A 23,592-nucleotide genomic window follows, 5' to 3' on the forward strand; every position below is an offset into this window, starting at 1 on the left:
TGAAGGCGATCCCGGATCTGCGCCGCTGCGCGGCGTGTCCGGGATGACGGCCTTCGTCACCCGATCCCCAGCGCCTTCAGCTTGCGGTGGAGCGCGGAGCGCTCCATGCCGATGAATTCGGCGGTGCGGGAGATGTTGCCGCCGAAGCGGCTGATCTGCGCGAGCAGGTACTGCCGCTCGAAGATCTCGCGGGCCTCGCGCAGCGCGAGGCCCATCAGCTGCTCGCCGCCCGTGCCGTGGGGCGTCGGCGGCACCATGGTGCCGATCTCGGACGGCAGCATGCTAGCCGTCACCACGGCCTCCGGATCGCCGCCGGCGAGGATCATCAGGCGTTCGACGTTGTTGCGGAGCTGGCGGACGTTGCCCGGCCAATCGTGGCTCTGCAGCACCGCCATGGCGTCCTCGCCGATGGTGCGCTTGGGCAGGCCGGTCGCCGAAGAGATCTGCTCGAGGAAGAAGTCGATCAGCTCCGGGATATCCTCGCGCCGCTCGGCGAGGCCCGGCACCCGCACCGGCACCACCGCGAGGCGGTGGAACAGGTCCTCGCGGAACCGGCCTTCGGCGATCTCGTCCTCGAGGTTGCGGGCGGAGGACGAGATGATGCGGACATCGACCGAGACGCGGGTTGCGCCGCTGACGCGGGTGAAGGTCTGCTCCACGAGCACGCGCAGGATGCGGTTCTGCGTCTCCCGCGGCATGTCCGCGATCTCGTCGATGAACAGCGTGCCGCCGTGCGCCTCCTCGAGCGCGCCGATCTTGCGGCTGCCGTTCACGCCCTCGACGCCGAACAGCTCCTCCTCCATCCGCTCCGGCGTGATGGTGGCGGCGTTGATCATCACGAAGGGGCCGCCGGCGCGCCCCGAGGCGTTGTGGATCGAGCGCGCCGCGAGCTCCTTGCCCGCGCCCGAGGGGCCGGTGATCAGGATGCGGCTGTTGGTGGGCGCAACCCTGTCCAGCGCGTTGCGGAGCTGGTTCATCACACTTGAGCGCCCCACGAAACGGGTGGGATGGCCCGAGCCGCGCTTGAGATCGCGCAGCTCCCGCTTCAGCCGGTAGGACTCGAGCGCCCGCTGGGCGATCAGCACGAGACGGTCGGCCTTGAACGGCTTCTCGATGAAGTCGTAGGCCCCGCTTTTGATCGCCGCGACGGCGGTCTCGATGTTGCCGTGGCCGGAGATCATCACGATCGGCAGGTCAGGATGCTGACTGTGGATCAGGTCGAGGATCTCGAGCCCGTCGAGCTTCGAGCCCTGCAGCCAGATGTCGAGGAAGACGAGCTGCGGCCGGCGCTTCTCGATCTCCGCGAAGGCCTCGTCGGAGTTCCGAGCCGTCCGCGCGCCGTGGCCTTCGTCCTGAAGAATGCCGGCGACAAGCTCGCGGATGTCAGCTTCGTCGTCGACGATGAGGATGTCGGTCGCCATGAGAAGACTTGCACACTCCGAGTGGGATTTCAGGCGGCGGAAGCGATCGGCCGTATCAGGCCGCCGGAGCCGCGCGGGATGGGACGGTCGAGGACGAGGCCGGCGCGCGAGCCTGGAACCAGAGCCGCACGAGGGCGCCGCGTCCGCCGGAGGCGACGTCGGGGGCGTCGAGAAGCTCCACGCCTCCGCCATGCTCCTCCATGATCTTGCCCACGATCGCGAGACCAAGGCCGGTGCCCTTCTCTCGCGTCGTCATATAGGGCTCGAGCAGCCGCTGTCTGTTTTCGGTCGGCAATCCGGCGCCGTTGTCGATCACGTCGATGACCGCCAGCTCGCCGTCCCGCCGCACGGACACGTTGATCCGGCCGGCGCCGCCGGCGTTCTCCGGAACGGCCTGCACCGCCTCGGTCGCGTTCTTCACGATGTTGGTGACGGCCTGCGAAATCAGGCGCCGGTCGAACATGGCGGGAGCCGCGATGTCGGCGCCGTCGAGCTCGATGCGGATGTCGGGGTAGCCGACGCGCATCATGAACACGCCCTGCTTCACCACCTTGGCGAGGTCGTCCTCTTCCATCTTCGGCTTGGGCATGCGCGCGAAGGAGGAGAACTCGTCGACCATCCGCTTGATGTCGTCGACCTGACGGATGATCGTGTCGGTGCACTGGTCGAAGATTTCGCGCTCCTCGACGATGACCTTGCCGTACTTGCGACGGATGCGCTCCGCGGAAAGCTGGATCGGCGTCAGCGGGTTCTTGATCTCGTGCGCGATGCGGCGCGCGACGTCGGCCCAGGCCGAGGTGCGCTGCGCGGCCACCAGCTCCGTGATGTCGTCGAGGGTCACGACGTAGCCGTGCTCCTGCGCCGTCGAGGTCTCGGTCGTAAACCGGACGTTGACGGTGCGCTCACGGCCCGCGCGCAGCAGCGTGACCTGTCCCTGCACCAGCCGCTGCGCCCGGCCGAGCGCCGCCTCGACCAGCGGGCTGAGCTCGGGCGCGGCCTCCTTCAGCGACAGGCCGAGCAGCTCGGTCTCCTGGGCGCCGAGCAGCTTCTCCGCCGTCCGGTTGATCAGTGTCACGCGGCCCGCAGGGTCGATGCCGATGACGCCCGCGCTGACGCCCGCGAGCATCGCCTCGGTGAAGCGGCGACGGCTATCGATCTGGTCCGAGGCCTCCAGCAACTCGTTACGCTGGCTGCGAAGCTCGGAGGTCATCTTGTTGAAGGTCTCGGCGAGGCCGCCGAGATCGCCCTCCTTCCGGGTGATCGGCACCTGGACGTAGAGGTTGCCCTGGCTGACCTGATCGGCGGCGGTGATCAGGCGGCGGATCGGCGACACCAGCCGGTTCGCGAAGGCGAGGCCGAGCCAGATCGCGGCCAGCAGCAGGGACAGCGCCACCACAAGATAGAGCAGCGCGAAGGTAGCCTGGATGCGCGGTCGGCGGAGGGTGAGCGAGGAGTACTCCTCCGACCCCTGCTCCACCAGCCGCATGTAGCTGTTCGCGCGCGGATCCACCGGGCGGGCCACGAACAGCACGAGGTCGTCGTAGTTCGCGAGCTTGAGCACCGCGCCGATCGCATTCTGCTTGCCCGGCGCGAGCAGCGTCGGCTCGTCGGTCGGGGCGCTCTGGACGTCGACCAGCGGCGGACGCGGAAACTCGCGGCCGATCTGAATGTTAGCGCGCTCCACCACCGTCATGTCCGGCTTCAGGAGCTGCGCCACGGGCAGGCCGCGGATCTGCGCCTGTGCGGTGAAGAATTCGGCGAAGCGCTGGCGATCGTTGTCGAACAGCGGACGCGCGCGGTTCACGTCGCTCGCCATGGCGAGAATCTCGCCGCGGATCGAGCGGGCGTGCTCGTTGAGGTAGGCGCGCGCCACCACGAGGGAGTTGTCGACGATCTCGCGGACACGGGTGGAGAACCAGCTGTCGAAACCCCGGTCGATCGTCACCACCGCGAAGATCGCGAGCAGGGCTGCCGGCGTAACGGCGAGCAGCGAGAACAGCCCGACGAGGCGCCCGTGGATCTGGGAGCCGGCCTGGCCGCGCCGGCGCGCGATCAGAAACGCCCTGCCCTCCCATAGGATGATCAGGATCAGCAGTCCCGCGAAGGCCGCGTTGACGTAGACGGCGATCTGCGAGGCCCGTTCAGTCGGCTCGATGTCGAACCGGCCCGTCAGCACGACGAAGGTGACGAGCGCCGAGATCAGCGCCGCGGCGACGCAGACCGGCCCGAGCAGGCCCGGGCCGCGCCTTTCCGGCGCGACGGCGGGCAGCTCATGCGCGGTAGGCGCGTCGCTCGACATGAAACCTCGAACTGGGGGCAATCTCGACGCAGGCGCGCCGCATCCGACGTCGCTCCCCCCGAACCCGAGTCGCCGCCGATCGATGATGCATCATGGGCACAGTGTTGTTCAAATGCGACAACTTCTGGGCGCGGCCAAGCGGATATCAACGATCGCTTCATCTCTCGGAGACGACATGCCTCGAAACTTCGTTTGCGCGCGGCGTGATAAAGATATAAAGACATCTTTATGTCTACCTCGCCCCATCCTGCGCTTCGGCTCGGTCTCGACGTCGCGCTGTCGGCTTTGAAAGCCGCGGCGGAGCCGACGCGTCTGCGGTTGCTCGCGCTTCTGGCGGAAGGCGAACTGACCGTGTCGGACATGACCGACATCCTTGGCCAGAGCCAGCCGCGGATTTCCCGCCACCTCAAGCTGCTGGTCGAGGCGGGGCTGGTCGAACGGCATCGCGAAGGCGCGTGGGCGTTTTTCCGGCTGTCCGACGGCGCAGGCCACGACTCCGCGCTCCGCGCCGCGCTGTCCCGGCTCGACCCCGCGGACCCCGCGCTGCGCCGCGACCGCGAACGTCTGGCGGAGGTCCGCGCCACGCACCAGCAGGCGGCGGCGCGCTACTTCAGCGCCAACGCCGAGCGCTGGGACGGCGTGCGCGGGCTTCACGTCTCCGAAGCCGCCGTGGAGCGCGCAATTCTGGCCGCCGTGGGCGACGGGCGGATCGAGACCGCGCTGGACCTCGGCACCGGCACCGGCCGCATGCTGGAGCTTCTCAGCCCGCGCGTCGGCCGCGCGATCGGCGTGGACGCCAATCGCGACATGCTGGCGCTCGCCCGCGCCAATCTGGCCCGCGCCGGCGTGACCAACGCGCAGATCCGCCAAGGCGACATTTTCGCTCCGCCGGTCGAGACGGGCGCGTTCGACCTCGTCGTGGTGCACCAGGTGCTGCACTTCCTCGACGATCCGGCCCGCGCCGTGCGGGAGGCCGCGCGCGCGCTGCGGCCGGGCGGGCGGCTTCTGATCGTCGACTTCGCGCCCCACGGCATCGAGGAGCTGCGGGAGCGCCACGCCCACCGCAGGCTTGGCTTCTCAGGCGAGGCGATGGCGGGCTGGCTGGCGGCCTGCGGCCTCGACCTTGTCGCTCACTCCAATCTGCCGCCGCCCGACGCCGACGGCGACAAGCTCACCGTTTCGCTCTGGCTCGCCCGCGATCCGCGGATCGTGTCGGACGCGCTTCCCTCTTCCTCGAACCTCGAGGTCGCCTGATGCCCAACCACCGTCTCTCCCGCGCCGCGCGCCGCCCGATCCGGGTGTCGTTCGAGTTCTTCCCGCCGAAGACCCCGGAGATGGAGGCCACGCTGTGGCGCTCGGTCGAGCGCCTCGCTCCGCTCGACCCCACCTTCATGTCGGTGACCTACGGCGCGGGCGGCTCCACCCGCGAGCGCACGCACGCCACCGTGGCGCGGATGGTGACGGACACCGTGGTGCCGCCGGCCGCCCACCTGACCTGCGTCTCCGCCACCAAGGCCGAGGTCGACGCCGTCGTCGACGCCTACCGCGAGGCCGGCGTGCGCCACATCGTGGCGCTGCGCGGCGATCCTGCAAACGGCGTCGGCGGCACGTTCGAGCCTCACCCCGGCGGCTACGCCTCGACGGCCGAACTCGTGGCCGGCATCCGCCGCCGGGCGCCGGAGATCGAGCTGTCGGTCGCAGCCTATCCCGAGAAGCACCCTGAAAGCCCCAGCCTCGAGGCCGACTTCGACGTTCTGAAGGCCAAGGTCGACGCCGGCGCGAACCGCGCGATCACCCAGTTCTTCTTCGACAACGACCATTACCTCCGCTACGTCGACCAGGCGCGGGCGCGCGGCATCCACATCCCGATCGTGCCGGGCATCGTGCCGGTGTCGAACTTCAAGCAGACCGCGAGCTTCGCCGCCCGCGCCGGCGCGACCGTGCCGGACTGGTTCGCCGCCCGCTTCGACGGCCTCGACAACGACGTCCAGACCCGGCAGTTGATCGCCGCCGCCGTCGCCGCCGAGCAGGTGCTCGACCTGGTCGACCACGGCGTGAAGGACTTCCATTTCTACACTATGAACAAGGCGGACCTGGTCTACGCCGTATGCCACCTGCTGGGCCTTCGGCCGACCGGCGCCGCGTCGAAGGCCGCCGCCGCCTGAGACGGTGCATTTCGGCGGAAACGCGCCCATCTTAAGGGGCGAGCGATCCACGGAGCTGACGCGATGGCCGAGCCGGACAACCTCGTTCTGACCTTGCTGCGGGAACTGCGCAACGACATGAACGCGCGTTTTGACGCGATCGGAGCACGTTTCGACGAGGTCGACGGGCAGTTCGCGGCACAGGACAAAAAGCTCGAAGCCATTCGGGAAGCGCTGAAGAGCGAGACGATCCTCGGCCGTTACGTTGTGAACGGCGTCGACGATCGACTGGAGGCGATCGAAAAACGTCTCGAGGCGCTGGAAGCGGTAAAGTAGGGAGTTGAGACCATGAGCGACGTCGAAACCACGCTACGGAAGCTCGCCTCCGAGCGCATCCTCGTGCTCGACGGCGCGATGGGCACCATGATCCAGCAGCGCAGGTTCTCGGAGGCCGACTTCCGGGCCGAGCGCTTCAAGGACTGGGGCCGGGACCTCAAGGGCAACAACGACCTGCTGATCCTGACGCAGCCGGACGCCATCCGCGAGATCCATCTCGAGTACTTCCGCGCCGGCGCCGACATCGTCGAGACCAACACCTTCTCCTCGACCACGATCGCCCAGGCCGATTACGGCATGGAGGCCCTCGCCTACGAGCTGAACGTCGAAGGCGCCCGGCTCGCGCGCCAGGCCGGCGACATCGCGGCGAAGGAGGACGGTCGTCCGCGCTTCGTCGCCGGCGCCATCGGCCCGACCAACCGCACCGCCTCGATCTCGCCGGACGTGAACAATCCCGGCTTCCGCGCCGTCACCTTCGACGAGCTGGCGACGGCCTACGGCGAGGCCGCGCGCGGCCTGATCGAGGGCGGCGCCGACGCGCTGCTGATCGAGACCATCTTCGACACGCTGAACGCCAAGGCCGCGGTGTTCGCGCTGGAGGAGATCTTCGCGGAGCGGGGAGCCCGCCTGCCGGTGATGATCTCCGGCACGATCACCGATCTCTCCGGCCGCACGCTCTCAGGTCAGACGCCGACCGCGTTCTGGAACGCGCTGTCGCACGCGCGGCCGCTGTCGGTCGGCCTGAACTGCGCGCTCGGCGCAAGGGAGATGCGCGCCCACGTGGCGGAGCTTTCCCGCGCCGCGGACACGCTGATCTGCGCCTACCCCAACGCCGGCCTTCCCAACGAGTTCGGGCTCTACGACGAGAGCCCGGAGGCGATGGCCGAACTGGTCGGCGAGTTCGCGAGCGCGGGCCTCGTCAACATCGTCGGCGGCTGCTGCGGCACCACGCCCGCCCACATCGGCGCGATCGCCGAAGCGGTGAAAGGCAAGGCGCCGCGGAAGATTCCTGAGGTCGCGCCCAAGATGCGGCTGTCCGGCCTCGAGCCGTTCGAGCTGACAGCAGCGTGACGCGTTCGTCACTTCCGTCTTGTCCCGGCCTTGAGCCGGGACCCAGACACTCCGCGTGCGCCGAGAAGATCGGCGCCGCCCTCACTTATGCCGCTCACGCTGGCGTTTCTGGGTCCCGGCTCAAGGCCGGGACAGACACGCGGAGCCTTTTCACCGCTTTAACGACGGATCGACTATGACCTCCGCCGCCTCCCGCTTCGTCAACGTCGGCGAGCGCACCAACGTCACCGGCTCCGCGAAATTCCGGAAGCTGATCACGGCCGGCGACTACGCCGCGGCCCTCGACGTCGCGCGCGAGCAGGTGGAGAGCGGCGCGCAGATCCTCGACGTGAACATGGACGAGGGCCTTCTCGACAGCGAGAAGGCGATGGTCGAGTTCCTCAACCTGATCGCCGCCGAGCCTGACATCGCCCGCGTGCCCGTCATGATCGACTCGTCGAAGTGGTCGGTGATCGAGGCCGGCCTCAAGTGCGTCCAGGGCAAGCCGATCGTGAACTCGATCTCGCTGAAGGAAGGCGAGGAGAGCTTCATCCATTACGCCCGCAAGGTGCGCGCCTACGGCGCGGCCGTGGTCGTGATGGCGTTCGACGAGCAGGGCCAGGCCGACACCTTCGCGCGCAAGACCGAAATCTGCGCCCGCGCCTACAAGATCCTGACCGAGCAGGTCGGCTTTCCGCCGCAGGACATCGTGTTCGACCCGAACGTGTTCGCGGTCGCGACCGGCATCGAGGAGCATTCGAATTACGGCGTCGACTTCATCGAGGCGACGAAGTGGATCCGCGAAAACCTGCCCCACGCCCATGTCTCGGGCGGCGTTTCGAACCTGAGCTTCGCGTTCCGCGGCAACGAGCCGGTGCGCGCCGCGATGCACTCGGTGTTTTTGTACCACGCGATCGCGGTCGGCATGGACATGGGCATCGTCAACGCGGGCGCCCTGCCCGTCTATGACGACATCGATCCGGAGCTCCGCGAACTCGCCGAGGATGTGGTGCTGAACCGCCGGGCGGATTCGACCGATCGGCTGCTCGCCGCCGCCGACAAGTTCAAGGGCGGCAAGCAGGAGGCGCGGGTCGTCGACACCAAATGGCGCGACCAGCCGGTGGCGAAGCGGCTGGAGCACGCTCTGGTCCACGGCGTCACCGAGTTCATCGAAGCCGACACCGAGGAGGCGCGCGCGCAGGCCGAACGCCCCTTGCACGTGATCGAAGGCCCGCTGATGGCAGGCATGAACGTGGTCGGCGACCTGTTCGGCGCGGGCAAGATGTTCCTGCCGCAGGTGGTGAAGTCCGCCCGCGTGATGAAGCAGGCGGTGGCCTACCTCATGCCCTACATGGAGGAGGAGAAGCGGCTCTCCGGCGCGACCCAGCGGCAGGCCGCCGGCAAGATCCTGATGGCGACCGTGAAGGGCGACGTCCACGACATCGGCAAGAACATCGTCGGCGTGGTCCTCCAGTGCAACAACTACGAGGTCATCGACCTCGGCGTGATGGTCCCGGTGCAGAAGATCATCGCCGCCGCCCGCGAACACGAGGTCGACGTCATCGGCCTCTCCGGCCTCATCACGCCCTCGCTCGACGAGATGGTGACGGTCGCCTCCGAGCTGGAGCGCGAAGGCTTCGACATCCCTCTTCTGATCGGCGGCGCGACCACCTCGCGCATCCACACCGCCGTCAAGATCCACCCGGCCTACGACCGCGGCCAGGCCGTGCACGTGCTCGACGCCAGCCGCGCGGTGGGCGTCGTTTCGCAGTTGCTGTCCCCCGAGAACAAGGCGGGCTACGTGGCCGGCGTGCAGGCCGATTACATCCGCCTCGCCGAGCAGCACGCCCGCGCGCAGGAGGACAAGGTGCGCGCGCCGATCGCCGCCGCCCGCGCCAACCGCCACGTGCTCGACCTCGCCAAGGTGCAGCCGAAGCCCTCGTTCCTGGGCACCAAGGTGTTCCAAAACATCCCGCTCGAGACGCTGATCCCCTATATCGACTGGACGCCGTTCTTCTCGACCTGGGAGCTGCACGGCCGCTACCCGGACATCCTGACGAGCGAGAAGTACGGCGAGGCAGCGAGGAACCTCTTCGACGACGCCACCGCCATGCTGCGGCAGATGGCCGAGGAGAAGTGGCTGGAGGCGCGCGCGGTGATCGGCTTCTGGCCCGCGGCGTCGCGCGGGGACGACGTCGTGCTGTTCAAGAACGAGACCCGCACAGAAGAACTCGCCGTCCTTCACACGCTGCGCCAGCAGATGGCGCGTTCGAAGGACAAGCCGAACCTCGCGCTGTCCGACTTCGTGGCGGACGAGGCGAGCGGCGTCGCGGACTATGTCGGCGGCTTCGCGGTGACGGCGGGCATCGGCGAGGAGGCCATCGCCCAGCGCTTCGCCCGCGCCAACGACGACTACAACGGCATCCTCGCCAAGGCGCTCGCCGACCGTCTGGCGGAGGCCGCGGCCGAATGGATGCACCGCGAGGTGCGGCGCCTGCACTGGGGCTACGCCCCGGACGAGGCGCTGTCGAACGAGGACCTTATCGCCGAGAAGTACGACGGCGTGCGCCCCGCGCCGGGCTACCCCGCGCAGCCCGACCACACCGAGAAGGGCGCGCTGTTCGACCTGCTGGACGCCCCGGAGGCGATCGGGCTCACCCTGACCGAGAGCTACGCGATGTGGCCGGGCTCGGCGGTGTCGGGGCTCTACTTCAGCCACCCCGACAGCCGCTACTTCGGCCTCGGCAAGATCGACCGTGACCAGGTGATCGATTACGCCGCCCGCAAGGGCTACGCGCTCGCCGACATGGAGCGCTGGCTCGCGCCGGTGTTGAACTACGACCCCAACCGCATCGCGAAGATCGCGGCGGAGTGAGGCCAACCCCAGCGCGCGTCATCCCGGCCGTAGCGAAGCGAAGAGCCGGGACCGTCGTCCGCAGGGGCGCATTCGCACCTTGGACCACCCTCCACCGTCGTCCTCCGGCTCGGCCGACGACCGATTTTCGGCGTCGAGCTTGACGCCTGAGAGGGATGGTCCGGTCGAGCCGGACCATGACGAGCTTTATTCCGAGAACGATCCCGGATCGGCCTTTGGCCGTCCGGGATGACGCCCGGCTCACGCCGCCGCGTGCAGCGCCGCCGTCCGCCGGTAGAGCACGTGCGGCAGGCCGGCATGCTGGAACGGCTTGTCGTAGGCGAAGGCGAGGCGTTCGATCACCGCGAGCGAGTGCGTGTTCGCCTCGGTGGTGAAGGCCACGATCTCAGGCAGACCCAGGTTCTCGAAGCCGAGTTGAAGCGCGGCTGCGCCGATGCGGGTCGCGTGGCCCTTGCAGCGAAGTTTGGGCGTCAGCGCATAGGCGAGCTCGACCGTCTTCTCGCCGTCGGCCTCGCAGCGGCGGATGCCGGCCCAGCCGGCGAACGATCCGTCCCGCATGTCGCGCAAGAACCACAGGCCGAAGCCCGCGTCGCGCCAGTGGGCGCGGGCGCGCGTGATGAAGCCGCGCGCCGCTTCCGGCGGGCGCACGCCGCCGAGCGTGACCATGACCGCGGGATCGGCGAAAGCCGCGGTGACCGCGTCGACGTAGCCGTCGTGCGGCACGTCGGCGAGAATGCCCTCGATCTCGAGGATCGTTGGATAGCGAGCGCTGAGCACTGCGGCGCGTCCTGTTTTCCGCCTGTCGCGGCCGTCTGCGGTTGAATCCGCAGATCAGATGTCAAATGACATAAGACGATCGTGGCATCCTGAAGACTGGATGCACAAGATCGTCTTCAGTCGAGTGGCGAAACGCCGGCTTCGATCGCGGTGAGCCCGCGTGCGGCGAGAGCGACGACCAGCGGCGACGGCGCCGTCCGGTTCGAGGTGAAGAGCGCGCGGCGCTCGGCGAGCGGCCCCGCGGGCATAGGCGAGGCGCTGAGCAGCGCGGCGACGCGGCGGGCGACCGCCGGCGCCGGGTCGATCCACGCGACGTCCCAGGGGCTGAGCCCGCGGAAGCGCCGGGTGAGCAGCGGAAAGTGCGTGCAGGCGAGGGCGACCGCGTCGGTGCGGCGCCCGTTCTCCTCCACGAAACAGGGCGCGATCTCGGCGGCGAGCGCCGCGTCGTCGATCGGCGCGCCGCGAAGCTCGGCCTCCGCGAAGGCGGCGAGGTTCGACGCGCCCACGAGCGTGACCTTCACTGCCCCCGCGAAAGCGTCGATCATGGCGTGGGTGTGCTCGCTTCGGGCGGCTCCGGGGGTCGCCAGCACGGTGACGAGGCCGGAGCGCGTCGCGGCCACGGCGGGCTTCACCGCAGGCACCGTGCCCACGAAGGGCAGCGCGAAGCGGGCGCGCAGCGCCGGCAGAGCGAGCGTAGAAGCGGTGTTGCAGGCGATGACGACGAGATCGGGCGCCTCGCGGGCGATCAGCCGCTCCATCACCGTCACCACCCGGGTGACGAGGCGTTCGGGCGTGAGCGCGCCATAGGGGAAGGCGGCGTCGTCGGCGGCGTAGACATAGGCCGCGTGGGGAAGCGTCGCGACCAGCTCGGCCAGCACCGTCAGGCCGCCGAGGCCTGAATCGAACACGAGAATGCGCGGCGTCCGGTCGAGCGGCGGAAGCGCCGCATTGGTGAGCCCCGCGAACAGATCCACGCCCATGCCTTCCGCCACGCCCTTCGCAACCGCACCCTACGACGCTCATTCAACGCGGGGATGGTTACCGAAACGTGGCGAACGGCAAAGGTTCACTGAGCGTTGCAACGCGGCGACAGTGGCCTCGCGGCGCTTGCGGCGCAGAGACGGCGCCCCCTAGCATGACGCCGCCGCTTCGCCGATCAGGACCCTGCGTGACCCTTCTCCGCCGCCTCGCGCTCGCCTGCCTCGCGCTGCTGTTCGCGTCCGCGGCCTCGGCCGAGGTCGTCTACGACCGCGGCAACTCCGGCGAACCGGAGACGCTTGATCCGCACCTCGTCTCCACCGTGCAGGAAGCGAACCTGATGCGCGACCTGTTCGAGGGCCTGACCGCCCACGACGGCCGCGCAAACGTCGTGCCCGGCATGGCGGAACGCTGGGACGTCTCGGACGACGGCCGGACATGGGTCTTCACGCTGCGGCCCGATGCGCGCTGGTCGAACGGCGACCCTGTGACGGCCGAGGACTTCGCGTTCTCGCTCCGCCGCATCCTCGATCCGGCGTTCGCGGCGAAGTACGCCAACCTGCTCTACCCCATCCTGAACGCCGAGAGGGTCAACAAGGGCGAGGCGCCGAAGGAGGCGCTGGGGGTCGTGGCGCGCGACGCCCGCACGCTGGAGATCCGGCTCGAGCGGCCGACCCCCTACTTTCTCGAGCTGCTCACCCACCAGACGACCTACCCCGTGCACCGAGCAAGCGTCGAGCGCTTCGGCCGCGACTGGGTGAAGCCCGGCCGCATGGTGACGAACGGCGCCTACCGGCTCGCGGAGAACCTGCCAAACGACCACATCCGGCTGGAGAAGAACCCGTTCTTCCACGCCGCCTCGGAGGTCGCGATCGACGTGGTGAACTACATGCCGCTGGAGGACCGCGGCGCGGCGCTCCGGCGCTTCCAGACCGGCGAGATCCAGTCCTACGACGACGTGCCGGCGGAACAGATCGCCTTCATCCGCCGCACGCTCGGCGACCAGCTCCGGATCGCGCCTTACGTCGGCGTCTACTACTACGCCGTGAACGTGCGGAAGGCGCCGTTCTCCAACCCGCGCGTCCGCCGCGCGCTCTCCATGGCGCTCGACCGCGAGTTTATCGCCGACAAGGTCTGGGCCGGAACGATGCTGCCGGCCTACGGCTGGGTTCCGCCGGGCTTCGACGGCTACGCCCCGGTCGAGGCGTCGTGGCGGTCGATGTCCCAGCTCGAGCGGGAGGACGCCGCGCTTGCGCTGCTGAAGGAGGCTGGCTTCGATCCCGCAGGAAAGCGGCTCGAGGTCGAGATCCGCTACAATTCGGGCGAGAACCACCAGAACACCGCGACCGCGATCGCCGACATGTGGAAGGCGATCGGGGTCGATGCGCGGCTGATCAACGCCGACGGCAAGACCCACTACGCCCACCTCCAGAACCGGGGCGACTTCGACGTCGCTCGCGCCGCCTGGATCGCCGACTACCGCGACCCGCAGAACTTTTTGTTCCTCGGCCTCAGCGACAACGTCGGCTTCAACTACCCCGGCTGGAAGAACCCGGCTTACGACGCGCTGGTGAAGGCGTCCGACGCCATGCCCGACCCCGCCGAGCGCCTCGCCACGCTTGGGAAGGCGGAGGCGATCCTCGTCGACGAGCAGCCCATGATCCCGATCCTGTTCTACGCCTCCAAGGCGCTGGTCTCCCGCCGGCTGAAGGGGTGGGAGGACAACGTGATGGACATCCATCCCACGCGCTATCTGAGGCTGGAGCCGTGAGGGCGCGCGCCGCCGTCGTTCCGGGTGAAGCGAAGCGGAATGCCGGAACCCATGACCCCGACGGCGCGAGGGGACGGCGCTCCGATTGTGCGACGTCGATGTTATGGGCTCCGGGACTTCGCCCGGAGCGACGGCGCCCGTGCGCCAAGCCGCGCGCGAATTCCCCTCCCCCTTGCCGGGAGGGATTAGGGGTGGGGGTAGCGCCGCAGAAGGCACGTGGGTGGGGACGACAGGACACGCCGCGCTTCATCCTGAACCCCCCCCACCCCCGGCCCCTCCCCGCAAGGGGGAGGGGGGACGCGCGCGCTTCATGGGAAGCGAGCACGTCATGACCGCATTCCTCCTCCGCCGCCTGCTCTGGGCGGTCCCCACGCTGTTCGCGGTGGTCACGCTCTCCTTCGTCCTGATGCGCTTCACGCCCGGCGGGCCGTTCAACACCGATCAGGCGCTGGCGCCCGCGGTGCTCGAAAACCTCAAGCGCGCGTACCGGCTCGACCAGCCGCTGATCGTGCAGTACGGCGACTACCTCGCGCAGCTGCTCCGGGGCGACCTCGGGCCCAGCTACAGCTACCGCGACTTCACCGTGACCGAGCTGTTCGCCCGCGCCCTGCCCTATTCGCTCCAGATCGGCGGCGCGGCGCTGGCGCTGGCGCTGGTCGTAGGCGTCTCGCTCGGCGCGCTCGCGGCGCGGCAGCAGGGCTCGGCGCTGGACGCGGTCGTGACAACGCTCGCGGGCCTCGGCGTCACCGTGCCGAGCTTCGTCATCGCGCCGCTGCTGTCGCTGATGTTCGCGGTCTGGCTCGGCTGGCTGCCGGCGGCGGGCTGGGGGCAGGGGGCGCTCGCCTACAAGGTCCTGCCGGTGGTCGCCCTCGCCCTGCCGCAGATCGCGGCCTTCGCCCGGCTGACGCGCGCCGCGACCATTGAGGCGCTGAAGGCCGACCACATCCGCACCGCCCGCGCCTACGGCCTGCCCGAATGGCGCGTCACGGCCCAGGCCCTGCGCGCGGCCGGCGGGCCGGTCGTGTCCTATCTCGGTCCCGCGGCGGCTGGCTTGCTGACCGGCTCGGTGGTGGTCGAGACCATCTTCGGTATTCCCGGCGTCGGCCGCTACTTCGTGCTTGGCGCGCTCAACCGCGACTATGCGCTCGTCATGGGCACGGTGGTGCTGGTCGCGGTCTTCATCGTCGCCTTCAACGTGCTGGTCGATCTCGCCTACGCCGCGCTCGATCCGCGGATCCGCCATGACTGACGCGGCGCTCACGACTTCCCCTCTCCGCGGCGGCCTCGGCCGGCGCGCTCTCGGGCGCCTCCGGCGGGACCCCGTGGGCCTTGCGGCGCTCGGGCTTCTGCTCGCGATCGCCGCTGTCTGCTTCGTCGGACCGTGGCTCTCGCCGCACTCTTACGACCGCGTCTACCGCTCCTACGTGCTGGTCCCGCCCAGCCTCCAGCCCTATCCGCAGGAGGCGACGCTCGAGGACGCGCTGCGCTCGGCGCTCGCCCGCGGCCGGGTGGAGCTGAAGAGTCTTTCCGTCGAAGGCGACCGCTTCCGGGCGGATGTCGCGTCGGAACAGCCGATAGATCCGCGGGTGCTGCGCTACGTCGAGCGCGCCGACGAGTTCCGCAACGCGCGGCTCGCAGAGACGCGCGACAGCGGCCGAAGCGCGATCCTCGAGGGTGACGTGAACCGCGTGCGCTTCCTGATGGGGACGGACGCCAACGGGCGCGACCTGCTGGCGCGCATCCTCGTCGGCGGCCAGGTGTCGCTCGCGGTCGGCGTGCTCGCCACGCTGACGAGCCTCGTCATCGGCGTCGTCTGGGGCGCGGTCTCGGGCTTCGTCGGCGGCCGCACCGACGACCTTATGATGCGGACCGTGGACGTGCTCTACGCCCTGCCCTTCGTGTTCCTCGTCATCCTGCTGGTCGTCGCCTTCGGTCGGAACGTCGCGCTGCTGTTCCTCGCGATCGGCGCGATCGAGTGGCTCGACATGGCCCGCATCGTCCGCGGCGAGACGCTGCGGCTGAAGCAACGGGAGTTCGTGCAGGCCGCCCGCGCGCTGGGCGTCGCGGAGGGCCGGATCCTCACCCGCCACATCCTGCCGAACATGGTCGGGACGGTCGTGGTCTTCGCCACGCTGACGGCGCCGAAGGTGATCCTGCTCGAGAGCTTCCTGTCGTTCCTCGGACTTGGGGTGCAGGCGCCGCTGACGAGCTGGGGCGCGCTGATCGCGCAAGGCGCCGGCAGCCTGCAGGGCGCGCCGCACCTCCTGCTGTTTCCCGCCGCCGTCTTCGTCGCGACGCTCGCCGCCCTCAACGTGCTGGGCGACCGCCTGCGCGACGCGTTCGATCCGAAGGAGCGGTAGGGGCTGAAGCGAGGTGCGTGCTTCGAGACGCGCCTTCGGCGCTCCTCAGCATGAGAGCGGTTTGGAGATGAACTGACGACGCGACGTCTCAGGAGGGCGTCACGCCTTAAGAAAACGCCCCTCCCCTTGCCGCCCCTCGAAGCGGCGCGCTAGAAGACGCGCGACCCATGACATCCAGCGCCGGCCGTCTCAACGCCGCGCGCGCCTTCCACGCGAGCCCGAGACCCCATGGCACAGCGCGAATTCATCTACCACATGAGCGGCTTGTCGAAGGCCTACGGCGCCAAGAAGACCCTCGACAACATCCATCTCTCGTTCTACCCGGACGCCAAGATCGGCATCCTCGGCCCGAACGGCGCCGGCAAGTCGACCCTGCTGAAGATCATGGCGGGGATCGACAAGGAATACACCGGCGAGGCCTGGGTCGCGAAGGGCGCGCGCGTCGGCTACCTCGCGCAGGAGCCGCAGCTCGACCCCAACAAGACGGTCCGCGAGAACGTCATGGAAGGCGTCGCCTCGAAGACGGCGATCCTCGAGCGCTACAACGAGCTCGCCATGAACTACTCCGACGAGACCGCGGACGAGATGACGGAGCTTCAGGACCGCATCGAGGCGCTGGGCCTGTGGGACCTCGACAGCAAGGTCGACCAGGCGATGGACTCGCTGCGCTGCCCGCCGGACGACTGGAACGTGGAGAAGCTCTCGGGCGGCGAGAAGCGCCGCGTGGCGCTCTGCAAGCTGCTGCTCGAGGAGCCGGAGCTGCTGCTGCTCGACGAGCCCACCAACCATCTCGACGCCGAGACCGTCAGCTGGCTGGAGAACCATCTCCGCAACTACCCCGGCGCGATCCTGATCATCACCCATGACCGCTACTTCCTGGACAAGGTGACGAGCTGGATCCTCGAGATCGACCGCGGCCGCGGCATCCCCTACGAGGGCAACTACTCCGCCTGGGTCGTGCAGAAGCAGAAGCGGATGATCCAGGAGAACCGGGTCGAGGAGGCGCTTCAGCGCACGCTCCAGCGCGAGCAGGAGTGGATGGGCAACAGCCCGAAGGCGCGCCAGGCCAAGAACAAGGCCCGCATCCAGCGCTACGACGACCTCGTGGCCAAGGCCTCCGAGGCCGGCCCGACCAGCGCCCAGATCGTCATTCCGATCGCGGAGCGCCTCGGCGCGAACGTCGTCGACTTCGAGAACATGTCGAAGGGCTTCGGCGACAAGCTGCTGATTGAGGACCTGACCTTCAAGCTGCCGCCCGGCGGCATCGTCGGCGTCATCGGCCCGAACGGCGCCGGCAAGACCACGCTGTTCCGCATGATCACCGGCCAGGACAAGCCCGACAAGGGCGAGATCAAGGTCGGCGAGACCGTGCAGCTCGGCTACGTCGACCAGTCGCGCGACTCGCTCGACCCCAACAAGAACGTCTGGGAGGAGATCTCGGGCGGCACCGACGTGATCTACCTCGGCAAGCGCGAGGTGAACTCCCGCGCCTATGTCGGCGCCTTCAACTTCAAGGGCGCGGCCCAGCAGAAGAAGGTCGGCGACCTCTCGGGCGGCGAGCGCAACCGCGTGCATCTCGCCAAGATGCTGAAGTCCGGCGCCAACGTTCTGCTGCTCGACGAGCCGACCAACGACCTCGACGTCGAGACGCTGCGGGCGCTCGAAGAGGCGCTCGAGGACTACGCCGGCTGCGCCGTGATCATCAGCCATGATCGCATGTTCCTCGACCGCATCGCGACGCACATGCTGTCGTTCGAGGGCGACAGCCACGTCGAATGGTTCGAGGGCAACTTCCAGGACTACGAGGAAGACAAGAAGCGCCGCCTCGGGCCGGATTCGGTCGAGCCGAAGCGCATCAAGTACCGCCAGTTCGCGCGCTGACATGACCGCCGGCGCGCTCTGTGCTAGCTAGCTTAGCTAGGCAGGAGCGCGCCCGTGAGCGTCACCAACATCCATCAGGCGAAGACAAACCTCTCGAAGCTGATCGAGGCTGCCGAGCGCGGCGAGGAAGTGATCATCGCCCGCAACGGCAAGCCGGCGGTGAGGATTGTGCCGGTGACTCCGTCGATCGCGGATGATCCGGAGCAGGATACGCCTGGAAAGCGGTTGCGGGGGATTTGGAGGGGCAAAGTGAAGATCATCGATCCGGATTGGTGGAAGCCGGACGACGAACTCGCTGATCTCTTTGAAAGTGGCAAGGTGTTGCCGGAAGATTTCGATGCTTCTTGACAGCAATGTCCTGCTGTTTTGGAATCTCGGACTCAGCCGTATCAGCAGAGGCGCGGAGGAAGCCCTCATCTCGGCGCCGTCTCTCTCGTTAAGCGTTGCAAGCGTTTGGGCGCTTGAGATCAAGCGAGGGTTGGGAAAGCTTCTGGCCGATATCGACTGGCATGAAACGCTCCGAGATCAATTGATCCTGCTACCAGTCGAAATCGAAGATGCGGTCGAAGCAGGCGCCCTCCCCCTTCATCATCGCGACCCCTTCGCCCGCATGATCGTCGCGCAAGCCAAGCGCCGGGGGCTCCCGATCGTCACCCGTGACCGCGCCTTCGGAGACTACGGCGTTCCGGTGATCTGGGCATGACGCTCAAGGAAGACTGGTCCGCCGCGACCTACCTGCGCTTCGAAGACGAGCGCACGCGGCCCTCGGCGGACCTGCTCGCGCGCGTTCCGCTGACGAGCGCCAGCCTCGTCCTCGATCTCGGCTGCGGACCGGGCAACTCGACGGAGCTGCTCGCCCGCCGTTTTCCCCAAGCGGACGCGATCGGCGTGGACACCTCACCGGACATGCTCGCTGCGGCGCGCAAGCGCCTGCCCGGCGCCCGATTCGTCGAAGCCGACCTCGCGACCTGGACCCCCGAGCGCCCGGCGGACGTGATCTTCGCCAACGCCGTGCTGCAGTGGCTGCCGGACCACGAAACCTTGCTCCCGAGGCTTATGGGCCTGCTCGCCGCGCGCGGCGCTCTCGCGATCCAGATGCCGGACAATCTCGACGAGCCGTCGCACCGCGCGATGCGCGAGGAGGCGCTCGATCCGCGCTGGCGGGAGCGTCTCGCGGGAGCCGCGGCCGCCCGGACGACGCTGCCGTCGCTGGAGGCCTATTACGACATGCTGCGGCCGCATGCGGCGCAGGTCGACGTCTGGCGCACCACCTACGCCCACCCGCTCGACGGCGCGGAGGCGATCGCCGGCTGGCTGAAGGCGACGGGTCTGCGCCCGTTCCTCGACCCGCTCGACGACGGCGAACGCGAGGCGTTCGTCGCGGCCTACGTGGAGCGGACGCGCCGGCTCTACCCCGCGCGCTCCGACGGCAAGGTTCTGCTGCGCTTTCCCCGGCTGTTCATGGTCGCGACGCGGGCATGAGCCGCGACCTGCTGGGCGCGATCTCCGTCCACCCCGGCCGCCGCCTGACCGCGCGCCTCGCCGAGACACTCGCGGTCGTCGACGCCGCGAGCTTCGAGACCCAGCGGGTCCCCGGGCTGACGCTGACGCTCGAGGGCGTCCCCGGCGATCCGCACGCCGGCTTCACCCGCCGCGCCGGGCCGCGCGAGCCGTGGCATCCGCGGGGAGCCGAGATTCGCTCGGGCCGGCAGCTCTCCATCGTGTCCGTCGAGGAGCTTGCGGAGATTGCGAGCGCCATGGGGCATTCCGTCGTCGAGGCGGGCTGGATCGGCGCCGACCTCGTCATGGAAGGCCTGCCGAGCCTGTCGTTCCTGCCGGCGGGAACGCGGCTGTTCTTCGAGGGCGGGGCCTGCGTGGTGGTCGAGGCGCAGAACGCGCCGTGCCGCCACGCCGGGCGGGCCATCGCCGGCCACACGGGACGGCCGGGCGACGAGCTCAGCTTCCCGAAGATCGCCAAGCGCCTCAGGGGCGTGGTGGCGAGCGTCGAGCGCGTCGGCGAGGTCGCGGCCGGCTCGGATGTGGTCGTCCGCGTGCCCGAGCAGTGGATCTATTAGGACGAAAGCCGGCCCTGCGGCTCCCGCGCCCCAGGTCGACGATGTTCAAATCGCTCGCGACCCCTATGTTCCGCAAGGCGTGCGGGCCCGACGTTCCGCACGCGCGTTTCGGAGATTCGCCCGCATGACCGATGTCGCCGTCCTGTTCGATCGCCTCGCCGAGCTTTGCCGCGAGACCGAGGGCCTGACGCTCCGAAAACTCTTCGCCGACGACGCCGAGCGGTTCGCCCGCTACTCGGTGAAGCTCGACGATCTGCTCTTCGACTACTCGAAGACCCACATGACGCCCGAAACGCTCGAGCTTCTGCTCGCGCTTGCGCGAGCGGCCGACGTCGAGGGACGTCGCGACGCGATGTTCGCGGGCGAGAAGATCAACGTCACCGAGGACCGCGCGGTGCTGCACACGGCGCTTCGCGCGCCCGAGGGCGCCTCGATCCTGGTCGACGGCGTCGACGTGATGCCGGAGGTGCTGGCCGAGCGCCGCAAGGCCGCCGACTTCGCGGAGGCCGTCCGCGCCGGCGTGCTGGAAGGCGCGACCGGCGAGCGCTTCACCGACGTCGTCAACATCGGCATCGGCGGCTCCGACCTCGGCCCCGCCATGGCCGCGCTCGCGCTCAGCCCCTACATGCAGCAGGGCCTGCGCGGGCACTTCGTGTCGAACGTCGACGGCTCGCACATCACCGACGTGCTCCGCCATCTCGACCCGACGAGCACGCTGATCCTCGTCGCCTCCAAGACCTTCACCACCATGGAAACCATGGCGAACGCGCATGAGGCGCGGCGCTGGCTCGTGGGCGCGCTGGGGGAAGCGGCGGTGGGAGCGCACTTCGCGGCGATCTCGACCAACGTCAGGGCGGTCGAGGCCTTCGGCATGAGCGCGGACCGCATGTTCCGCTTCTGGGACTGGGTCGGCGGGCGCTACTCGCTGTGGTCGGTGATCGGCCTGTCGCTGACCATTCTGATCGGCGGCAAGAACTTCGACGCCTTCCTGGCCGGCGGCCACGAGATCGACGAGCACTTCCGCACCGCGTCGCTCGAGCGGAACATCCCGGCGCTGATGGGGCTGATCGGTATCTGGCACCGCAACGTCTGCGGCTACGACACCCATGCTGTGCTGCCCTACGACCAGCGGCTCGCGCGTTTCCCCGCCTACCTCCAGCAGCTCGACATGGAGTCGAACGGAAAGTCGGTGGCGCTCGACGGCGCGCCGGTCGCGACCAAGACCGGGCCGATCGTCTGGGGCGAGCCCGGCACCAACGGCCAGCACGCGTTTTACCAGCTGCTGCACCAGGGCACGAACGTGGTCCCGGCGGACATCCTGCTCGGCGCCGTTCCGCACGAGCATGTGGCCGACCAGCACGCCATGCTGCTCGCGAACGGCTTGGCTCAGGGCGAGGCCTTCATGAAGGGCCGCACGACCGAGGAAGCGGCGGCGCAACTCGAAGCGTCCGGCCTCGACGCGGCGGAGGCGGCCCGGCTCGCCCCGCACAAGACCTTCCCCGGCGGCCGCCCGACCTCGACCATCGCCTACCGCACGCTGGACCCGCGCACGCTCGGCCGCCTGATCGCGCTCTACGAGCACAAGGTGTTCACGCAAGGGACGATCTGGGGGATCAACTCGTTCGACCAGTGGGGCGTGGAGCTCGGCAAGGAGCTCGCGAGCCGGCTGATCCCGGTGGTGAAGGGCGAGAGGGGAACGGAGGAGCTCGACAGCTCCACCAAGGGGCTCGTCGAGCATCTGGCGAGGCTGCGGGAGGCCTAGGCGGTATGCTCATCGCGCCTCACCCGCGGCGCCGCCCGCCGCCTGCCTTGACTTTTCCTCTTCGCACATGCGAATAGACGGCATCGCACACGATGCGAGCCCTCGCGTCCAGGCCGCGTGAGTCGGGCCCCTCGCCCGAACCTGCCGGACGCCCACGAACCTCCTCGACAGCCCAGATCACGCGGGGCGCGTCTCAACGCACCCGCCGTCGCCGCGCGCGCCTTTTCGAGGCCTGACGCGCAAGCGCACGGCTGCATTCGAAAGCTTTAGCACCTTGACCAAGTTCACCGATCTCGGCCTGTCGCAGCCCATTCTCCAGGCGCTCGCCGCCGACGGCTACGAGACCCCGACCCCGATCCAGGCGCAGGCGATCCCCGCTCTGCTCGCCGGCCGCGACCTGATGGGCATCGCCCAGACCGGAACCGGCAAGACCGCCGCCTTCGCGCTGCCGATCATCGAGAAGCTCGTCGCGAACCCGCGCATGGCCCCGCGCCGCGGCTGCCGCGCGCTGATCCTGTCGCCGACCCGCGAGCTCGCCAGCCAGATCGCGGACTCGTTCCGCTCCTATTCCAAGAACCTGAAGCTTTCGATCGCGGTCGTGTTCGGCGGCGTCGCCGCCGGCCCGCAGGTCCGCAAGCTCTCGAACGGCGTCGACATCCTCGTGGCGACGCCGGGCCGCCTGCTCGATCACATCGACGGCAAGATGCTGCGGCTGGACCAGGTCGAGTTCTTCGTGCTCGACGAAGCCGACCAGATGCTTGACCTCGGCTTCATCCACTCGATCCGCCGCATCCTGCCGATGCTGCCGCACCGCCGGCAGACGATGTTCTTCTCGGCCACCATGCCGAAGACCATCAAGGACCTCGCCGACGCCATGCTGACCGATCCGGCCATGGTCCAGGTGACGCCCGTCGCCAAGACCGCGGACCGCGTCGAGCAGAGCGTCGTGTTCGTGGAGCAGGCCGGCAAGAAGACCGTCCTGGTCGACGTGCTGCGCTCGCCCGACATTGGCCGCGCGCTGATCTTCACCCGCACCAAGCACGGCGCCGACAAAGTCGTGCGCCAGCTTGAGGAAGCCGGCATCGCCGCCGCGGCGATCCACGGCAACAAGAGCCAGGCGCAGCGCGAGCGCGCGCTCGGGTCGTTCAAGACCGGCCACATCAAGACCCTCGTCGCGACCGACATCGCCGCCCGCGGCATCGACGTCGACGGCGTCAGCCATGTGGTGAACTACGACGTGCCGAACGTCGCGGAATCCTACGTCCACCGCATCGGCCGCACCGCCCGCGCCGGCGCCGCGGGTCTCGCCATCACCTTGGTCGCGAACGACGAGCGCGCCTATCTCCGCGACATCGAGCGCCTCATCAAGCAGTCGATCCCCTCGACCGACCGCCGCTCCGAAGCCGGCAAGGCCGAGCCGGAAGGTTCGGGCGCCGCGTCCAAGACGGGGCAGAACCGCGGCGGCGGCGGCGGCCGGCCGCAAGGCCAGGGTCGTCCGGCCGGCGGCGGCCAGCGCAACCAGCAGCCGCGCCGCGACGGCGGCCGTCCCGGCGGCGAGAACGGCAACCGCACCGCTGAACCGCGCCGCCAGCACGCCGCCGCCCCGCAGGGCGCGCGGAACGACGGCGGCCGCAGCTCCGAAGCCGGTATCTCCGGCGTCGGCTTCCTGAAGGCGAACGGCGGCGGGGCCAAGCCCGGCGGTCGCCGCCCGCGTCGCGACGGTCGCCCGCAGGGCGATCGCCGTCAGGCCGACCACGGCTGACGACGCCGAACACGAAGCGCACGAGAGCTTCCCTTAAAGAAAGGGCGCTTCGGCTCCTCGAAGCGCCCTTTCGCGCGTCTGGCGATCACCGATCCGCCCTC

The 23,592-nt window shown here is 69.1% G+C and carries 17 protein-coding genes and 2 pseudogenes; 15 read left to right on the top strand and 4 right to left on the bottom strand.

Features of this window, described 5'->3' with window-relative positions:
• Positions 1 to 56: 56 nt before the first annotated feature.
• Both K244_RS0106660 and K244_RS0106665 read right to left on the bottom strand, forming a co-directional pair.
• Entirely contained in the window at positions 57 to 1,421 is a 1,365-nt protein-coding gene (locus K244_RS0106660) for a sigma-54 dependent transcriptional regulator (RefSeq protein WP_020185475.1), read from the bottom strand.
• Between the two features lie 55 nt (positions 1,422 to 1,476).
• Positions 1,477 to 3,720, bottom strand: coding sequence for a PAS domain-containing sensor histidine kinase (locus K244_RS0106665; RefSeq protein WP_020185476.1), 2,244 nt, complete (start codon positions 3,718 to 3,720; stop codon positions 1,477 to 1,479).
• Between the two features lie 228 nt (positions 3,721 to 3,948).
• Between K244_RS0106665 and K244_RS0106670 the strand changes: the two genes are divergently transcribed.
• From K244_RS0106670 to metH, 5 genes and pseudogenes are all read left to right on the top strand, one after another.
• On the top strand, positions 3,949 to 4,974 hold the full coding sequence (locus K244_RS0106670) for a metalloregulator ArsR/SmtB family transcription factor (RefSeq protein ID WP_020185477.1): 1,026 nt from the start codon (positions 3,949 to 3,951) through the stop codon (positions 4,972 to 4,974).
• The gene (gene metF / locus K244_RS0106675) at positions 4,974 to 5,885 is read left to right on the top strand and encodes a methylenetetrahydrofolate reductase [NAD(P)H] (RefSeq protein ID WP_020185478.1); all 912 of its coding nucleotides are present in this window, start codon (positions 4,974 to 4,976) and stop codon (positions 5,883 to 5,885) included. Before K244_RS0106670 ends, metF begins: the two co-directional genes overlap by 1 nt.
• Before the next feature lie 63 nt (positions 5,886 to 5,948).
• A complete protein-coding gene (locus K244_RS0106680; protein WP_020185479.1) occupies positions 5,949 to 6,200 on the top strand; it encodes a hypothetical protein in 252 nt (83 codons plus the stop codon).
• Between the two features lie 12 nt (positions 6,201 to 6,212).
• A pseudogene (locus K244_RS21560) lies at positions 6,213 to 7,262 on the top strand (homocysteine S-methyltransferase family protein); the annotation flags it as partial.
• A 202-nt stretch (positions 7,263 to 7,464) separates the two neighbouring features.
• Positions 7,465 to 10,125 (top strand): annotated as a pseudogene (gene metH / locus K244_RS21565) (methionine synthase); the annotation flags it as partial.
• 240 nt (positions 10,126 to 10,365) lie between these two features.
• On the opposite strand, the gene K244_RS0106690 reads toward metH, so the two are convergent.
• Together K244_RS0106690 and murI are read right to left on the bottom strand one after the other, a co-directional pair.
• Positions 10,366 to 10,902, bottom strand: a complete 537-nt coding sequence (locus tag K244_RS0106690; protein ID WP_020185480.1) for a GNAT family N-acetyltransferase — start codon at positions 10,900 to 10,902, stop codon at positions 10,366 to 10,368.
• Positions 10,903 to 11,018: 116 nt separating this feature from the next.
• Complete coding sequence (gene murI, locus K244_RS0106695) at positions 11,019 to 11,882, bottom strand: glutamate racemase (protein WP_020185481.1); 864 nt, start codon at positions 11,880 to 11,882, stop codon at positions 11,019 to 11,021.
• A gap of 188 nt (positions 11,883 to 12,070) precedes the next feature.
• Between murI and K244_RS0106700 the strand changes: the two genes are divergently transcribed.
• From K244_RS0106700 to K244_RS0106745, 10 genes are all read left to right on the top strand, one after another.
• Positions 12,071 to 13,651 (top strand): peptide ABC transporter substrate-binding protein, encoded by a 1,581-nt coding sequence (locus K244_RS0106700; protein ID WP_020185482.1) that lies wholly within the window; start codon positions 12,071 to 12,073, stop codon positions 13,649 to 13,651.
• Between the two features lie 328 nt (positions 13,652 to 13,979).
• Positions 13,980 to 14,900, top strand: a complete 921-nt coding sequence (locus K244_RS0106705; protein ID WP_024816357.1) for an ABC transporter permease subunit — start codon at positions 13,980 to 13,982, stop codon at positions 14,898 to 14,900.
• Positions 14,893 to 16,011, top strand: coding sequence for an ABC transporter permease (locus K244_RS0106710; RefSeq protein ID WP_020185484.1), 1,119 nt, complete (start codon positions 14,893 to 14,895; stop codon positions 16,009 to 16,011). The genes K244_RS0106705 and K244_RS0106710 overlap by 8 nt, the downstream gene beginning before the upstream one ends.
• 228 nt (positions 16,012 to 16,239) lie before the next feature.
• Positions 16,240 to 17,892 carry an energy-dependent translational throttle protein EttA gene (gene ettA, locus K244_RS0106715; protein ID WP_020185485.1) on the top strand — a complete coding sequence of 551 codons (1,653 nt, stop codon included), beginning with the start codon at positions 16,240 to 16,242 and terminating at the stop codon, positions 17,890 to 17,892.
• Positions 17,893 to 17,946: 54 nt separating this feature from the next.
• Positions 17,947 to 18,240, top strand: a complete 294-nt coding sequence (locus K244_RS0106720) for a type II toxin-antitoxin system prevent-host-death family antitoxin (protein ID WP_020185486.1) — start codon at positions 17,947 to 17,949, stop codon at positions 18,238 to 18,240.
• The gene (locus K244_RS23035) at positions 18,230 to 18,595 is read left to right on the top strand and encodes a type II toxin-antitoxin system VapC family toxin (RefSeq protein ID WP_081761441.1); all 366 of its coding nucleotides are present in this window, start codon (positions 18,230 to 18,232) and stop codon (positions 18,593 to 18,595) included. The genes K244_RS0106720 and K244_RS23035 overlap by 11 nt, the downstream gene beginning before the upstream one ends.
• Complete coding sequence (tam, locus tag K244_RS0106730; protein ID WP_020185487.1) at positions 18,592 to 19,374, top strand: trans-aconitate 2-methyltransferase; 783 nt, start codon at positions 18,592 to 18,594, stop codon at positions 19,372 to 19,374. Before K244_RS23035 ends, tam begins: the two co-directional genes overlap by 4 nt.
• On the top strand, positions 19,371 to 19,967 hold the full coding sequence (locus K244_RS0106735; protein WP_020185488.1) for a hypothetical protein: 597 nt from the start codon (positions 19,371 to 19,373) through the stop codon (positions 19,965 to 19,967). Before tam ends, K244_RS0106735 begins: the two co-directional genes overlap by 4 nt.
• 124 nt (positions 19,968 to 20,091) lie before the next feature.
• On the top strand, positions 20,092 to 21,729 hold the full coding sequence (gene pgi, locus K244_RS0106740) for a glucose-6-phosphate isomerase (protein ID WP_020185489.1): 1,638 nt from the start codon (positions 20,092 to 20,094) through the stop codon (positions 21,727 to 21,729).
• A 274-nt stretch (positions 21,730 to 22,003) separates the two neighbouring features.
• A complete protein-coding gene (locus K244_RS0106745) occupies positions 22,004 to 23,491 on the top strand; it encodes a DEAD/DEAH box helicase (RefSeq protein WP_020185490.1) in 1,488 nt (495 codons plus the stop codon).
• Positions 23,492 to 23,592: the final 101 nt, after the last annotated feature.

This window comes from Methylopila sp. 73B (assembly GCF_000526315.1).
Taxonomy (GTDB): Bacteria; Pseudomonadota; Alphaproteobacteria; order Rhizobiales; family Methylopilaceae; genus Methylopila.

What these genes read in the sequence shown, in the direction of transcription:
- metF (WP_020185478.1), top strand. Translation starts at nt 4,974, where the DNA reads ATGCCCAACCACCGTCTCTCCCGCGCCGCGCGCCGCCCGATCCGGGTG.
- K244_RS0106710 (WP_020185484.1), top strand. Translation starts at nt 14,893, where the DNA reads ATGACTGACGCGGCGCTCACGACTTCCCCTCTCCGCGGCGGCCTCGGC.
- K244_RS0106735 (WP_020185488.1), top strand. Translation starts at nt 19,371, where the DNA reads ATGAGCCGCGACCTGCTGGGCGCGATCTCCGTCCACCCCGGCCGCCGC.
- K244_RS0106660 (WP_020185475.1), bottom strand. Translation starts at nt 1,421, where the DNA reads ATGGCGACCGACATCCTCATCGTCGACGACGAAGCTGACATCCGCGAG.
- pgi (WP_020185489.1), top strand. Translation starts at nt 20,092, where the DNA reads ATGACCGATGTCGCCGTCCTGTTCGATCGCCTCGCCGAGCTTTGCCGC.
- K244_RS0106705 (WP_024816357.1), top strand. Translation starts at nt 13,980, where the DNA reads ATGACCGCATTCCTCCTCCGCCGCCTGCTCTGGGCGGTCCCCACGCTG.
- K244_RS0106665 (WP_020185476.1), bottom strand. Translation starts at nt 3,720, where the DNA reads ATGTCGAGCGACGCGCCTACCGCGCATGAGCTGCCCGCCGTCGCGCCG.
- K244_RS0106670 (WP_020185477.1), top strand. Translation starts at nt 3,949, where the DNA reads ATGTCTACCTCGCCCCATCCTGCGCTTCGGCTCGGTCTCGACGTCGCG.
- ettA (WP_020185485.1), top strand. Translation starts at nt 16,240, where the DNA reads ATGGCACAGCGCGAATTCATCTACCACATGAGCGGCTTGTCGAAGGCC.
- murI (WP_020185481.1), bottom strand. Translation starts at nt 11,882, where the DNA reads ATGGGCGTGGATCTGTTCGCGGGGCTCACCAATGCGGCGCTTCCGCCG.
- K244_RS23035 (WP_081761441.1), top strand. Translation starts at nt 18,230, where the DNA reads ATGCTTCTTGACAGCAATGTCCTGCTGTTTTGGAATCTCGGACTCAGC.
- tam (WP_020185487.1), top strand. Translation starts at nt 18,592, where the DNA reads ATGACGCTCAAGGAAGACTGGTCCGCCGCGACCTACCTGCGCTTCGAA.
- K244_RS0106680 (WP_020185479.1), top strand. Translation starts at nt 5,949, where the DNA reads ATGGCCGAGCCGGACAACCTCGTTCTGACCTTGCTGCGGGAACTGCGC.